The organism is Variovorax saccharolyticus, from assembly GCF_030316765.1.
GTDB lineage: Bacteria > Pseudomonadota > Gammaproteobacteria > Burkholderiales > Burkholderiaceae_C > Variovorax > Variovorax saccharolyticus.
This window is the reverse complement of the sequence record NZ_JASZYT010000019.1, coordinates 78,494-92,914: the sequence shown is the minus strand read 5'-3', so window position 1 is coordinate 92,914 and position 14,421 is coordinate 78,494. Positions and strand designations below refer to the sequence as shown.

Genomic DNA, 14,421 nt, shown 5'->3' with positions numbered 1-14,421 from the left:
ACCTGCATAGCGCACTGGCAGGTCGAGGCGCTGCTGATACTCGCGGTACCAGCCCTTCAAAGCGTTCTTGGTTGGGTAACCCAACTGTCTGATGGTGGGCCTAACCCGTTTTCCAAGCTTGATGTAAAGCTCAACGGCTCGGATTCTGTCGTCGTATGAATACATGAACTACCTCCTGGTAGTCCAAGTTTTCGTCCGCATCCCCTCGCCGGGGTTAGTGGGTCACTTCTGGATGGAAATCAACAAGCTTTTCGCGTTCTGCAGCCCGGTCAAAGGTCGCATCGTCGTCGCGCATCCTGGATGCGATCGACGACTTCAACGGTGAAAGTCGAAGCGCCGAACGCGAGCCAATCCCGCTGGAGTGCCTTGTTGCGATGGGTCGATGGTTGAGTTCAAAGCGGGCACGGTTCACCTCGCCTTCGACGTCCACGTGACCGGCGACGTAGACCCGGCCGCTCGCTCCTTGGCGAATCGCGAAGACGCCACGGCGCTCGGATGCTCCTTGTCGTGCCGGGTGAGCGCCCGTTTGACCTCAGAGGACATGAATAATACCCGGGCAAAAGTGATGACCCAGTATGCCCGGTTAAATTGCGACCGTTTCCCGGCCCCGGCCACCCGCCGAAGCCGCCCAATACTTCTCGGCAATGGCACGCCGGTGCGTGGCGCGTGCCTACAGACAAAGTAATTCAAATGTATTAAGTTGGGGCGACAAGGACGCACTGTGAACCCCACCGATCGCGCGGAGCTCGCCCGCCTCTGGACGGCGTGGCTGGAGTGCAGGGCAAGCGCAGGGGCTGAGCGGGAGCGCCTGATCGAGAAGGCTGGCGACCACATGTGCGCGGGCTGCCCGGCCCCGAACGAGAACGAGGTCGCGGCGCTGGAGCAGCTCGAGCGCGGGCACCGCGCGGCGTGGCAGGCGTACTCGTCCCGCCTGCTCCACGTCTATGCCATCGCATCCTGGGCGTCTCGCATCGGTCTGGAGAAACCAACCGTGCTGGGCGGCTCGCGAGGCGGGCCTCCCTCGGGGGACTGATGTCTAGAGGGGCGTGCAGCCCCCTCGTTTCGCCGGCCGAGCGCTGCGGTCTCGCGCCCCCCTCGGACGGGCCGCGCCGCGACCCAGGGCCCATCGCACCGGCATTCACGTTTCATTCAGGTTCGAGCCCAATCATTTCCGCCTCCTCTGGCCGATCCGGTCTGGCCCGCTCTTGGTGGACTTGGCTGCCCCCGAATGACTGACTCGTTCCCCGTTCTGAAGAAGCATTTCGAATACAAGGCCCGCAATGTGGCGATCAGCACCACGCGCAGTTGGGGTGCATGGACTTGGAGTTGCTACATTGACGGCGAGCGGTCTCAGCTCTCGGGCCACGGGAGGCATTTGATGGAAGCAGCCGCGGTGATCGAAGCCACGTTTCAAGCGAGAAAGCTCATCGACCGATTGGCCAACGGGGCTTTGCATCGGCAAAACGGATCGCTCCCATCCAGGCGGCGCTAGGATGGGGCCATGACACACCTACGGCACATTGCGGTTTGGGTTGACGAGCCCGATCGTGGTCACTTCCATTGGGTGTTGCACGAAAGCACAGACGACGGGTCCGTCTGGGTCGACATCGAGTCGAGCGCAGCGCCCTACTCGAGCTGGATGGAGGCGTTCGATGCCGGCTCCGTGGAGCTTTTCAAGCTGGTGGCGGACGAACGTTGCGGGCCGAGAGCTGTCGGCGAGGACGAAGACGCCGACCCGGTAGGTTGAAGACATGGGACGAGCGCCGTCCGTTTTCGACAACCCGCCCGCGTCGCCGCGCCGTGGCCGCAAACGCGGCTAGCGCAGCGTCCGGCGCGGAAGCCGGATGGTGAACACGCAGCCGACACCGGGTATGTCCCGCACCGTCAATGCGCCGCCGTCAGCCTCCACGTGCCGTCGCGCGATGGAAAGCCCGAGGCCCAAGCCACTCCTGTTGTCACCGACCTGAACAAAAGGCTGGAAGATGCTCGTGGTGGCTCCCGGCGGAAGCCCTCCGCAGCGGTCCCTGACCTCGACCAGAACATGGTCTTTCTCCGCAAAGGCCTTCAGCGCGACCTCGGTGTGTGCGTGGGTGAACTTGAATGCGTTCTGCAGCAGGTTCACCAACGCAGCCAAAAGACGTTCCCGGTTCCCGGAGATGCCGAGTGCGGCGTCGACCTCATCGACCGAGAACGTGCAGCCCTTCGCGCTGGCGTCGAGCGAAGCGGAATTCTTGGCCTCGGTCACAAACAGATCGAGCGAAAAGACCTCCGCGTGCGGCGTATCGGCTGCGCCTCTGACCTGCGACAGCGAGAGGTTGAGCAGTGCCGCCAAGGAGGACAGGCTCCGCTTCAGGAGCGCGCCGGTCGACCCGCTGACAGGAAGCTTTCCCGATTCGAGGGCCGCGAACGCAAGCGTCGCGGTGTGCAGACTGTTTCTCAGCTCATGAACCAGCACGCCGAGGCGCTCGTTCTCCTCGGCAGACTGCTGAACGGCGACGCTCGCGTCACGCCAGATGCCGAACTCGGTGACCGCATCGGCAATGGCGTTGTCCAGGCACCGGTTCAACGTGCGGAACTCATCAACCGAGAATGGCGCATCGCGTTCCACCGCGAGGTCTGTGATGGCTTGGCAAAGGTCGCCGTAGTCGTGCACCACCTGGTCAACGGAAAAGCCAAGCTCGAGAAGCGCCTTGCCATGCGCGGCGGCGCTCCGGCCCATCTCGGACAGAGCGTTGGCGTCGCCGCCGGCGGCTCCGGAAATCCGGAAGCTCTCGTCAAGTTCGCCGTGTTCCTGCGCCTCCAGCGTCCTCATCAACTGGTCCAGAAACATGGGAATGCCATTGGCCAGCTGTGCCGCGGTCGCGGCGCGGCGGGGCCGCTGCGCAACTTTGGCCTTGCACCGTGAAATCAGCTCGTCGCGATTGTTGGATAGAAATCGATGCATCTGGTCCTCCGTCATGGCCCCGGGCTCGACAACGTCGAAGCGTCTAACTGGGGAAAGCCGGTGTCCCGTGCATGTTCACGAATTCCTGACCATCTCACATTCTGCACTCTGCGCCGGTGCGTTCCCGTACGCATCGTGGCCGAGAGGCCTCGTGGGAGCAGACGATAACCATTCTCGACGACGTAGTTCGTAAGACTCCAGGAACGGGGACAAGTTCCGCGGCTTCGATGCAGTAGCAGGCTGACGGCTCTCGCCAGCGGAGCCTGAACTCTGGCCAGGCAAGACCGCCGCACCGCTCCTCCATGCAAGCGCCCAACTTCTGCGCGCCTGTCGGCAGCGGCATCGCGCCCTCTCGCCTGCATTCAAGGGAACATGAAACGCGCCCCTTGGCAGATGCGAGCAACTCGTCGGCGCTGGCGGCGGCAATTGCCGCAGAACCGCCGTGGAGGACCCCCTGCCAGACGCATCCGGAATCGGCTGAGAGAGGCGACGTCGGCGACGACGACGTGTGGCGTCGCGCAGGGCGCGGCAGTCGCCTTCGCACGGCCTGGGAGACGCAAGCCGCGTGCTGCCACACCACTGTGACCGCGGGCCATCCGGTCGCCCGCGCGGCCCTCGCGTATGTGCACAATCAGGGTTCCGAGCTGATCGACTGGCGGCAGTACGTTGCGTTGCCCTCTGCGCCACCCGTACGCCCGCCGCCGGGTGCGCGCCATCCAACGCTGACTGAAAGGGTTCCCCGCTGTGAACAAGACCGAACTCGTCGCTGCTATCGCCGCGAACACCAATCTCTCCAAGGCAGATGCCATGCGCGCCATTGAATGCGCGCTGGAGCACATGAGCGAAACCCTCGCCAAAGGCGAGGCCGTGCAGCTGATCGGCTTTGGCAACTTCTCGATCTCGAACCGGGCGGAGCGAGCCGGCCGGAATCCGTCGACGGGAGAGCCAATGACGATCAAGGCGAGCAAGGCGGTGAAGTTCACCGCCGGCAAGGCCTTGAAGGACGCGATCAGCCCACGCGCGTGAGGTCGCAACGTTTCGAAGGAACACCGTCCGGACCTCCGCCGCGGCGTTCGTGTCAAGCGGCAGGCTGCGGCCGGGACCAAAGTCCGCAAAGTCGCGCGGCTGCGGCTGGTCCAGGCACTACTTGACCGTGTAGCCACGACCCTCGAGGCAGGCGGCGCGGGCCTTGGCAAAGGACGCCTGCTTTTGCTGCGTCGCTGCTGACTGCTGCTGTTGGGCCGAGTTCGCAGCGGCCACGTTCTGTCTGCGGCTCTGCCCGCGGGCGGCCATCGCGCCCGCCGCTGCCCCGGCACTGGCATTCCCGCCGGCGACCTCACCGACGACCGCGCCTCGTACTGCACCGCGAGCACCGGCACCGGGGGTCGTCCCCGTCGCCGTGGTGGGTGGCTTGGCCGCCGGTGGGGGCGCAGGTGGCTTGGCTGGATCAAAGCCCGACTGCTTGACAGCCCACGAGTAACAGGCGGCCTCGTCGCTCTTCTGCTGTTGGGGTGTCTGTCCCTTGGAGGGGTACACGAACTGCTGTGCGCTTGCTTCGGAGATCAACAAGGCTGCCAATGCCAACCAACACGCGCTTCGTTGCGTCATTTCGGATGCTCCACTTGAGGATGAGGTGCGCCGGCCCCCAAGACGCAAGGATTCGCTGCGTCTGCCGTCGTCGGATTCCATGGGCGATGGCGTTGGCGTGGCGCTGGCGATGTTGGCTCGTGCACGCTGCGTGGACCCAAAGCCCGGATGTACTGTGGCCTCCGGGACGATCACCGTCAACTGCCCAAAAGGGAAGGTGTGCAGCGCATGCTGTCCTTCCTTGCCGTCGTGTCATCGTCGCGCCGTCGTGACTCAACACCAGACCCAACGCCCTGTGCCGTTCGAACTCACGCCTTGGCGAGAGGCCGCCGGGGGACTGGCAGGATCAAGGCCGCTCTGTTGCACGGCCCGGGCGTGGCAAGCGGTCACGTCGCTCTCTCGGCGTCAACGGTCTGGCCTTGCGAGGGGGGGAATTCTGCTTCGCCTGCGTTTCGTGTGCGAGCAGCGCGAATGAAAGCTCGAGCAGGCTGATGCACAACTCGGTCCTGGGTCAAAATCCGTCCGGTCAACCTCAGGAGGACGAATGAGCTGGGTGACCGCTGTATGGGCCATGGTCGCAGCCGCCTGCCTGACGCTGGCCGCCGTGCACTTCCCGGTGTGGGTCAAGGATCGCACGGCCCGGCCCAGCCTCTTCTTTTCCATGCTGGCCATGGCCACTGCGGCACTGGCGTTTTGCGAACTCGCAATGATGCACGCGCAGACCCCCGCGAAGTATGCGGCCGCCCTGCGCTCGGGGCATGTCGCAGTCTGGGTGCTCACCGTCTCGTTCATCGGCTTCGTGCAAACCTATTTCAAGGCCGGCCGGCCTTGGCTCGCATGGCTGGTCGGCGGTTTGAGAACGGCCTCACTGATTCCCAACTTCCTGACCGGCGTAGCCCTCAACTACACCGACATCGGCTCCGTGCGCGGCATCTCGTTCCTCGGCGAAACCGTCTCGATCCCTGTCGGGAGTCCCAATCCATGGATGCTCCTGGGTCAAGCCGCAAACTTCCTCCTGGTGGTCTTCATTGCCGATGCCAGCCTCTCGGCCTGGCGGCGCGGCGACAAGACGGCCGCGCTGGCAATCGGCGGGGCCTCGATATTCTTTTCTCTGGCCGGGATTGTCCAGGTCATGTTGATCTTTTGGGGGGCCGCACCGATACCCATCACGATCAGCATCTTCTCGCTCGGCGTCGTGGTCGCCATGGCCTATCAACTGAGCCGCAACGTGCTCAATGCGGCCCGACTGGTCAAGGACCTGCGCGAAAGTGAAGAGCGGATGACACTCGCTGCGGAGGCCGCGAATCTCGGCATATGGATGCGGGATATCGAGCATGGCACGTTCTGGGCAAGCCCCAATACGCGCACCCTGTTCGGATTTGCGGCCACGGAGACGATCGACCTCCACGCGCTGCTGCTCAGGGTGCACGCGGACGACCGGGATGCAGTCGGTCGCAAGCTTTCGGAGCCGGTCAAGGATCGATACCAGGCAGAATTCCGCGTCAATCTGCCAGAGGGCGGCATTCGCTGGCTGTCGGCTCAGGGGCGGTTCGAGTTCGAGGCCGGAAAGCCGGTGCGGGCCCGCGGAGCTTGCGGCGACATCACCCGACGCAAGGAGGGCGAGCAGGAGATGCTGCGCCTGCGGCACGAGATCGCGCATGCCGGCCGTGTATCGGTGATGGGGCAACTCGCCGCTGCCCTGGCCCACGAGATCAACCAGCCGCTCGGTGCAATACTGCGCAATGCGGAGGCGGCCACCCTTCTGCTCGACGCCAACCACCCCGACCGGGACGAGCTTCGTGCGATCGTCCAGGACATCGTTCACGACGACCAGCGCGCCGGCGCGGTCATCGACCGCATGCGCTCCATGCTTCGGCGCAATGACATCGAGCGGCGGCCGCTCTCTGTAGACGCACTGCTGGTCGAAGTCGCGGCACTCGTGCGACCCGACGCTGCGGCGCGTCATGTGCGGCTGGTGGTCGAGGCGCCAGAGGATCTCCCTCAGGTGGTGGGCGATCGGGTGCATCTGCAGCAGGTGCTCCTGAACCTCATCTCGAACGGCATGGATGCAATCGACGAAGCTGCCGCCCGGCATCGCAAGATCGTGGTCAAGGCAAGTCTCCGCGATGCGCAGTCGGTTGAGGTCGCCGTGTGCGACAGCGGGCCGGGCATCCCGGCGTCCCGGATCGACCTCATCTTCGAGTCGTTTTTCACCACCAAGGCGTGTGGCATGGGCATGGGTCTGTCGATTTCGCGCAGCTTGATCGAAGCGCATGGTGGTCGGCTGTGGGCCGACCGCAACGGCGCCGATGCGAACGGCGCGTGCCTGCGCTTCACCTTGCCGCTGACGGGTCCAGCATGAACACTGCGCCAACGCGCGTCTGCATCGTGGATGACGACGCCTCGTTCCTCGCAGCCGCCACGCGGCTCCTTCGCGCGAGCGGATTCGAGGTCGTGGCCTTCGACTCGCCTGGCGCATTGCTTGCGCAGTGCGACAGCTTGCAAGCCGGCTGTCTGGTCGCCGATCTGCTGATGCCGGGCATGAACGGGCTGGAGCTTCAGGCCGCCATCGCACGCACCCGGAATCCAGTGCCGATCGTGTTTCTGACAGGCCGGGGTGACATTGCGAGCACGGTGCAAGCCATGCGCAACGGGGCCGAAGACTTCCTGGAGAAGCGCGCGCCGAAGGAGGCCCTGCTCGATGCCGTGCGCCGGGCCCTTGCGCGTGGCCAGCGTGAGCGCCTGGAGCGCGAGCGCCACAGAGCGGTTCAGCAGCGCTTCGCGGCCCTTTCCGCGCGCGAGCTACAGGTGCTCGCCGAACTGCTGCGCGGCCGCCTCAACAAGCAGATCGCAGGTGACCTCGGTATCCACGAGCGCACCGTCAAGCTGCATCGCCGCGCCATCATGACGAAATGCAGCGTGGGCTCGATCGCGGAACTCACCCAGCTGGCGCAAGGGGTCGGAGTCTGGCGCCAGGACGCGCCACCGGACCAAGGTGGCGCAACGAGCTTGTAGCAGATGTTGCTGGAGCCGAAGATCACCGCGTTCCGGTCGCCGCGGCGCGGCGGATGGCGTCGAGCACGGCGGAGCCTGCGTCGCTCTTGCGGAAGTACGCGAACGCGCCGAGGTTTTCGGCGGTGCCACGACTCTCGTCGTCGTCGTGCGCGGTGATGATGATGAAGGGCGCCACAGGTCCGAGGGAAGGCAGGTGCTTGGCCAGGTCCAGTCCGGACATGCCCCCGAGCTGGATGTCGAGCACCAGGCAGTCGAAGCGGGGGCGCTCGGTGTCGGCTAGAAACTCTTCTGCCGACGCGTAGGTGATCGGCTGCATGCCTGAGGCTCTCAGCAACCGGCCGAGCGAACGGGCAACGCTGGTGTCGTCATCGACGACCGCGACGCAGAGATGCGAACCGGTGGACATGGGGTCCGGACACTATGGGGGCCTTTCCCGCCCACGTCTACTGCCCCAAAGGGAAGGTGCGCCGGCAGGAAATTGGGAATAGTCTCGCGTCGTCGTCGTCGCGGCCCCCGCGCGTGGTCTGTGCGAACGGCGTCTACCGCGCGGGCTGCGCCCGCGCCCCGGGCGCGGCGTTCGTGCGCAAAGGCTCTTTCGAGATGCCGTGCCAGCCGCCTTCTGAAGAGGCAAACGAAACAGGAGGAAAGCACCATGGAAAGGTCGATCGAAAGGCTCCATTGCGCGTTGACCGCGCTCACGCTCGCGCTCGGCATCGGCTATGCAGGCGACACAGGGGCACAGAACAGGCCCGCGCCGGCCGCGCCCGACCGGACCATCCTGCCGATCGCCGAGCCAAGGCGAACACCCGTCATCGAACTCGACGTGCGCAACGCGAAAGCGCCGCCCCGTTTCGAGGTGAAGGCACCGAAGGGCGCGCCGAACGTCGTGATCGTGCTGCTCGACGACATGGGCTTTGCGCATCCGAGCACCTTCGGCGGTGCGATTGCCATGCCGACGCTCGACCGGCTGGCCGCCAACGGCCTGCGGTACAACAACATGCACGTCGCTGCGTTGTGCTCGCCCTCGCGGGCGGCGTTGATCACCGGTCGCAACCACCACACCAACAACACCGGCGCCGTGCAGGAAATCGCCACCGCGTTCGAGGGCAACACCGGCATCCGTCCGGCGAGCGTCGCGCCGCTGCCGGAGATGTTGCGCCTGAACGGCTACAACACGGCTGCATTCGGCAAGTGGCATCTGACGCCGGCCTGGGAAACCAGCATCTCCGGGCCCTACACGACCTGGCCCACCCAGTCGGGATTCGAGAAGTTCTACGGCTTCCTGGGCGGAGAGACCAACCAATGGTCGCCGCTCTTGTACGACGGGGTGGCTCGGGTCGAGTTGCCCGCAGATCCGAACTACCACTTCATGACCGACATGACGAACCAGGCGATCGCGTGGACACGGTTCCAGCAGTCGATGACGCCCGGGCGGCCGTTCTTCATGTACTTCGCCCCCGGCGCCACCCACGCGCCGCACCATGTGCCGAAGGAATGGGCCGACAAGTACAAAGGCAAGTTCGATGCGGGCTGGGACAAGTACCGCGAGGATGCGCTGGCTCGGCAGATCAAGCTCGGCATCGTGCCGGCTGGGACGAAGCTCGCGCCCAAGCCGGCCGGCATCAAGGATTGGGACAAGCTGACGGCCGACGAGCGACGTCTGTTCGCGCGGCAGATGGAAGTCTTCGCCGGATTTGCCGAACAGGCCGACCACGAGATCGGTCGCCTGGTGAAGGCGATCGAGGACCTGGGCGCGATGGACAACACGCTGTTCATCTATGTCGCTGGAGACAACGGCGCGAGCGCCGAAGGGGGAGCAACGGGCCTGTTCAATGAACTCACCTTCTTCAATGGTGTTCCGGAGGCCGTTGAAGACCAGTTGAAGAACCTCGACAAGTGGGGCGGACCGGAAACTTACCCGCACTATGCCGCGGGCTGGGCCATCGCCGGCGACGCCCCATTCGCCTGGTCGAAGCAGGTGGCGGGCGACTACGGCGGCACCAAGACCGGCATGGTCGTGCACTGGCCCAAAGGGATCAAGGCGAAGGGAGAGATTCGCTCTCAATGGCAGTACATCACCGATCTCGCGCCGACGGTGCTGGATGCGGCACATCTGCCATTCCCGAGGTCCGTCAACGGGACGGTCCAGAAGCCGTTCGAGGGCGTCAGCATGGCCTATACGCTCAACGATGCGAAGGCCAAGGACCGGCGCACGACGCAATATTTCGAGATCCTCGGCAACCGCGGCATCTACCACGATGGCTGGATGGCGCGCACCGTGCACAGGGCGCCATGGGAACCCAAGGCGCGTGCGACGCTCGACAAGGATTCGTGGGAGCTCTTCGATGCGCGCAACGATTACAGCCTTGCCACCGATCTTGCGGCCCAGCAGCCGGAGAAGCTCAAGCAGATGCAGGCCGTTTTCATGAAAGAGGCAGCCAAGTACAACGTGCTCCCGATCGACGACCGCAGCGTGGAGCGCTTCAATGCGGCGATCGCCGGGCGACCTGACCTGATGGGGCCGCGCACGTCGATCACGCTCTACCCCGGCATGACGGGCATGATGGAGAACACGTTCATCAACCTGAAGAACCGCTCCAGCACGCTCACCGCCGAGCTCGATGTTCCACAGGGCGGCGCGGAGGGGGTGGTGTTCGCACAAGGAGGGCGCTTCGGCGGCTTCAGCTTGTACCTCAAGGACGGCAGGCCCACGTACACCTACAACTGGGTCGGCCTCGAACGTTACACGGTGGCCTCGCCCGAGGCGCTCCCGCCCGGCAAGGCGACCATCAAGCTGGACTTCGCGTACGACGGCGGCGGTTCCGGCAAAGGTGGCATCGCTTCACTGTCGGTCGGCGGACGGAAAGTGGCCGAAGGCCGAATCGAAAAAACGATTCCGTTTCTCATCTCGCCCGACGAGGGCGCCGACGTTGGCGAGGACGATGACACACCCGTCTCGGGCGACTACGTGGCGGGCACCAAGAGCCGCTTCACCGGGAAGATCGAGAAAGTGACCGTGGAGGTGCGGTGATCCAGACGGCGTGCGGCAGGGCACGCGCGACAAAAGGGACCCAGCTTCCGCCCGAGAACCAACGTCGCGATGAATAGCTTCCGGGCAGGCCACGAACCGGACCGGGCGGGCGAGACGGCGCGTCTGGTCCAGGCTGTCCTTGGAGGGTACGCCCAACGGCGGTGCGCTCACTTCGGAGGAAGCTCCCTCGAGTCGACCTGTACCTACAGTGGTTGGCTGGTTCGGCCGGCATTCATGACGCCAGCGAAGGCATCTAAGCAAGGGAGACGGCTGCCTTTGGGGACCCCAGATTCTGGGATGTAGCGGTCAGAGACCAGCGTGAGGCTCCCTGTGTCCGGAGTACCGACAAATGACTGAATTGTTCCCGGCCGCACTGAGCGCGGCCATCGACTGGCTCGGAAACGGCTTGTGGGACCTCACATGGTGGCAAGTCGTGTTGTACACGCTCGTCACCACGCACATCACGATCGCGGCCGTCACGATCTTCCTGCACCGGACGCAGACGCACCGGGCCATGGATCTGGGTCCGATCCCCTCGCATTTCTTCCGCTTCTGGCTGTGGCTGGGCACCGGCATGGTGACCAAGGAATGGGTCGCCATCCACCGCAAGCACCACGCCAAGTGCGAGACCGTGGACGATCCCCACAGCCCGCAGGTCAAGGGCATCGACGAAGTCATGTGGCGCGGCGCCGAGCTGTACCGCAAGGAATCGAAGAACAAGGAAACGATGGAGCGTTTCGGCCACGGCACGCCCGACGACTGGATCGAACGCAATCTGTACACGCGCTACAGCTGGCAGGGCGTGGGCCTGATGCTGATCATCAACGTCGCGCTGTTCGGCATGCTCGGCCTGACCGTGTGGGCGGTGCAGATGCTCTGGATCCCGTTCTGGGCCGCCGGCGTCGTCAACGGCATCGGCCACTTCTGGGGCTATCGCAACTTCGAAGCCACCGATGCCAGCACCAACCTGATCCCGTGGGGCATCATCATCGGCGGCGAAGAGCTGCACAACAACCACCACACCTACCCGACTTCGGCCAAGTTCTCGGTCAAGAAGTACGAGTTCGACATCGGCTGGGTCTACATCAGCCTGATGCAGAAGATCGGCTGGGCCAAGGTCAAGAAGCTGCCGCCCAAGATGCAGTTGGGCGACGTGGTGCCGGTGGCCAACGAGAAGACCCTCGAGGCCGTGATCGCCAACCGCTACGAAGTGATGGCCGGCTATGCGCGCGAGATGCGCCGTGCCACCCGCGACGAACTCGACCAGCTCAAGGCCAAGGGCGCCGACCTGTCGGTGCTCAAGGCAGCCAAGAACTGGCTGCACCGCGACGATGACAAGGTGCCCGCTGCTGCGCGCTCGAACCTGGTGCAGGCGCGTGCCGCCCACCCGGTGCTCGACAAGATGGTCACCATGCGCGAAGAGCTGCGCCAACTGTGGCTCAACACCTCGCAGTCGCGCGAGCAGCTGGCGGCCGACCTGGCTGCCTGGTGCCACCGCGCCGAGGCCAGCGGCATCGCCGGCCTGCGCGAGTTCTCCACCCGCCTGCGCTCGGCGCGGGGCTGACGAGCCGGTCGCCGGCTCGACGGAGGCCGTACGCGAAGATCTTGTCAAGCAGACGCTCCGAACGCCGCAGCGACGGCTCCAGACCGGGACGCATTGTCCAGGGCAAGGTCACCGTCTTGCGCCTGCTCGAGAACGTCCAAAGACATGGACGCGTTGTTCGGGGGACTGGGCGGAGCTTTCGTCCGACCGGATCACGCGACTCTCCCCTGAGGACGCTGCGCTACCAGCAGCAGTACAACTTTTTCGACGCGGCCAAGGTCAACGACTCGATTCGGGCTATCAACCTGGCTGTGGATGTTGTGTCTCGAGATGACAACCGGGCCCTGAAGCGATCGTCGAGAAATGCGAAGTTCGACCCGACGAAGAGTCCCGCAGACAGCTGGCGGCTTGCGAAATCGCCACCTCGTAGTGAACGGGCTGCCGCATTCGCCGCCCGACTTGACCTGGGCTGCCGGACGACCGCTCTGCGCGCAAGGATGGCAATGGGCGCCGGCCTGGGCAGCACTGCGCTCGGCAGTTCGAGTCGCTTTCTAGCAATGACATCCGGGACCATGGCGACGCCTGTGAGGGTGCCGGCGGGCCGTGCCAGGCTGTCGACGAACCCGATCGCGCCGGGTCCACGGACGCCATGGCAATCGCTGGCGTCGCTCCTAAGCTCGTGCTGCGTGCGGACCGGCCCCGACTTCCCAGGGGGTTCGACGCCCCCTTCCTCACCGTTGGCTTGGCGCGCTGAACGCGCCGGATCGGCCGGGGCCGTTCGGCCTCAAAGGGAATCGCCGATTCGCCGATTTGCAACGGTCATCGCCCCGACGAGCGGCCTGTAAGCATTCCGTAGCACCGTGTGCCTCAAGATAAGAGCAGTCCTTGCCGGGTGTGCGCGAGGTCAAGAGACACGGAAGTACGGAATGCGGTCACTGCAGCGATCTCCCATGCCCACGTCGGTGAAGACGGCGATTGTCCTGCTCTGGGCCACCTTGGCCATTGACCTGGCCTCCTGGCTGGTCGTCATCTCGCGCTCCGATGACTGGCCTCCGGCGGCGGCGATCACCGCCCTGGTGGCCGCGATGGGTGCGGCCCTGCTGTGGATGATCGGCAAGGGCTACCGATCGGTGGTGGTGCTCCTGACGGTCGTTGTGCTGGTCGCCGAGCTGCCTGCCGTGATCGACCTGCTCGCGGGCGGGATCGACCAGCCCCTGTCGCCGGTCGACTTCCTCGTTCAGGGGGCGGAGGCCGCGCTGGCACTCCTGGCGTGCGCCCTGTTGTGGACGAAGGGTGCCCGAAGATGGTTCCATGCGACCAGTACGTCGGCCGGCCCACAGCTGCCCGCCGAGTAAGCACGGCCGGTTCAGAGCGGCGCGGGCCCGGCAGCGTTGGGGAGCTTCTCGCTTCCCTGCGCGTCTCAGAGCCGGAACACGCGCGCGGTAGGCAGCGCCTTGATTTCCTTGGCGGTACCCGCGGAGCACTGCGCAAGGGTGCGCACTTCGGCGGCCACGCGAGGCGCTGAAGTGCTGGCGGCGGTCGAGAGGCTGGCCGCGAGGGGTGCTCGATCCCACCGCGCAGGGCGTCATGAACGCACCGCTCTCTTGCGCGGCGTGCTGGAGGAGCCGCGCCGCGCGCTTCGGCCCTTTGTCCTACCGTGCACCGCTCGCCGCGGCTTCGAGCGCGCTGAGGTTCGAAGCGCAGCAGTCGATCCAGGACTCGGCCGATGCGTGCGCGATTTGCGCGCCTTGGCTAAGGCAAGTGCACGCCAGCGGCCGCGGCGGCGGCGCGCACCTCGGCCGGCCAGTTGATGTTCCCCGGATCGCGGCCGCTGGCCATGCCAAGCAGGTAGGCCAGACGGTCGGAAATGTTCCGAAACCCGCGCGAGACACCGGCGGGGATCGCGATGGTGTCCCAGGGCCCCAGCACCACGTGGCGCTCGCCCGCGGGCCCCCAGAAGATCTCCCACCGCCCCGAAAGCGCGACGAACACCTCCTGGGTCAGGTGGTTGTGCAGCGGCGCCGACTTGCCGGGCTCGCAACAGACGATGTTGAGGTGAAAGCCTTCCGCCTCCAGGGGCGCTGCGGGCGGGGTACCGATCACGCGCCAGGTGGTGCGCTCGCATCCCGGGATGCTTGCGTCGACGTAGTCGCACGTTGGGCGTAGAGCGTTAAAGCGCGCCACGCGCGCTTCCATCTCCTCGACGGTGGGATTCGCATCGGTGATCGGGGCCGTGGCAGACATGGCGGGCGCTATCGACGGGCAGGGTCCTGGTAGACATTCTTGCCGGTCGGCGGCCTC

12 protein-coding genes and 1 pseudogene are annotated in these 14,421 nt (G+C 65.3%); 8 read left to right on the top strand and 5 right to left on the bottom strand.

What is annotated here, in order from left to right; all coding sequences use genetic code 11:
* A pseudogene (locus tag QTI45_RS34365) lies at window positions 1-165 on the bottom strand (IS3 family transposase); the annotation flags it as partial.
* A 556-nt stretch (window positions 166-721) separates the two neighbouring features.
* Between QTI45_RS34365 and QTI45_RS34360 the strand changes: the two are divergent.
* Together QTI45_RS34360 and QTI45_RS34355 are read left to right on the top strand one after the other, a co-directional pair.
* Window positions 722-1,033, top strand: a complete 312-nt coding sequence (locus QTI45_RS34360; protein ID WP_286657529.1) for a hypothetical protein — start codon at window positions 722-724, stop codon at window positions 1,031-1,033.
* A gap of 534 nt (window positions 1,034-1,567) precedes the next feature.
* The gene (locus tag QTI45_RS34355; RefSeq protein ID WP_286657528.1) at window positions 1,568-1,747 is read left to right on the top strand and encodes a hypothetical protein; all 180 of its coding nucleotides are present in this window, start codon (window positions 1,568-1,570) and stop codon (window positions 1,745-1,747) included.
* A 69-nt stretch (window positions 1,748-1,816) separates the two neighbouring features.
* On the opposite strand, the gene QTI45_RS34350 is transcribed toward QTI45_RS34355, so the two are convergent.
* Window positions 1,817-2,959 (bottom strand): sensor histidine kinase, encoded by a 1,143-nt coding sequence (locus tag QTI45_RS34350; protein ID WP_286657527.1) that lies wholly within the window; start codon window positions 2,957-2,959, stop codon window positions 1,817-1,819.
* Window positions 2,960-3,688: 729 nt separating this feature from the next.
* Here QTI45_RS34350 and QTI45_RS34345 point away from each other — a divergent pair.
* Window positions 3,689-3,970 carry an HU family DNA-binding protein gene (locus tag QTI45_RS34345; RefSeq protein ID WP_286373847.1) on the top strand — a complete coding sequence of 94 codons (282 nt, stop codon included), beginning with the start codon at window positions 3,689-3,691 and terminating at the stop codon, window positions 3,968-3,970.
* 117 nt (window positions 3,971-4,087) lie between these two features.
* Here the strand turns inward: QTI45_RS34345 and QTI45_RS34340 are convergent, their stop codons facing one another.
* Window positions 4,088-4,552, bottom strand: coding sequence for a hypothetical protein (locus QTI45_RS34340; protein WP_286373848.1), 465 nt, complete (start codon window positions 4,550-4,552; stop codon window positions 4,088-4,090).
* Window positions 4,553-5,075: 523 nt separating this feature from the next.
* Between QTI45_RS34340 and QTI45_RS34335 the strand changes: the two genes are divergently transcribed.
* Window positions 5,076-6,893 (top strand): sensor histidine kinase, encoded by a 1,818-nt coding sequence (locus QTI45_RS34335; protein WP_286373849.1) that lies wholly within the window; start codon window positions 5,076-5,078, stop codon window positions 6,891-6,893.
* The gene (locus QTI45_RS34330) at window positions 6,890-7,546 is read left to right on the top strand and encodes a response regulator transcription factor (protein ID WP_286657526.1); all 657 of its coding nucleotides are present in this window, start codon (window positions 6,890-6,892) and stop codon (window positions 7,544-7,546) included. The genes QTI45_RS34335 and QTI45_RS34330 overlap by 4 nt, the downstream gene beginning before the upstream one ends.
* Before the next feature lie 22 nt (window positions 7,547-7,568).
* On the opposite strand, the gene QTI45_RS34325 is transcribed toward QTI45_RS34330, so the two are convergent.
* Window positions 7,569-7,952 carry a response regulator transcription factor gene (locus tag QTI45_RS34325; protein WP_286657525.1) on the bottom strand — a complete coding sequence of 128 codons (384 nt, stop codon included), beginning with the start codon at window positions 7,950-7,952 and terminating at the stop codon, window positions 7,569-7,571.
* Between the two features lie 246 nt (window positions 7,953-8,198).
* Here QTI45_RS34325 and QTI45_RS34320 point away from each other — a divergent pair, with 246 nt between their 5' ends.
* The 3 genes from QTI45_RS34320 to QTI45_RS34310 all read left to right on the top strand — a co-directional run bounded on the left by QTI45_RS34320 (window position 8,199) and on the right by QTI45_RS34310 (window position 13,475).
* Complete coding sequence (locus QTI45_RS34320) at window positions 8,199-10,577, top strand: arylsulfatase (protein ID WP_286657524.1); 2,379 nt, start codon at window positions 8,199-8,201, stop codon at window positions 10,575-10,577.
* A 349-nt stretch (window positions 10,578-10,926) separates the two neighbouring features.
* Window positions 10,927-12,141: a DesA family fatty acid desaturase gene (locus QTI45_RS34315; RefSeq protein ID WP_286657523.1), complete on the top strand. Its 1,215-nt coding sequence runs from the start codon at window positions 10,927-10,929 to the stop codon at window positions 12,139-12,141.
* 929 nt (window positions 12,142-13,070) lie between these two features.
* Entirely contained in the window at window positions 13,071-13,475 is a 405-nt protein-coding gene (locus QTI45_RS34310; RefSeq protein ID WP_286374504.1) for a hypothetical protein, read from the top strand.
* A gap of 397 nt (window positions 13,476-13,872) precedes the next feature.
* On the opposite strand, the gene QTI45_RS34305 is transcribed toward QTI45_RS34310, so the two are convergent.
* Complete coding sequence (locus QTI45_RS34305) at window positions 13,873-14,364, bottom strand: cupin domain-containing protein (RefSeq protein WP_286374503.1); 492 nt, start codon at window positions 14,362-14,364, stop codon at window positions 13,873-13,875.
* Window positions 14,365-14,421: the final 57 nt, after the last annotated feature.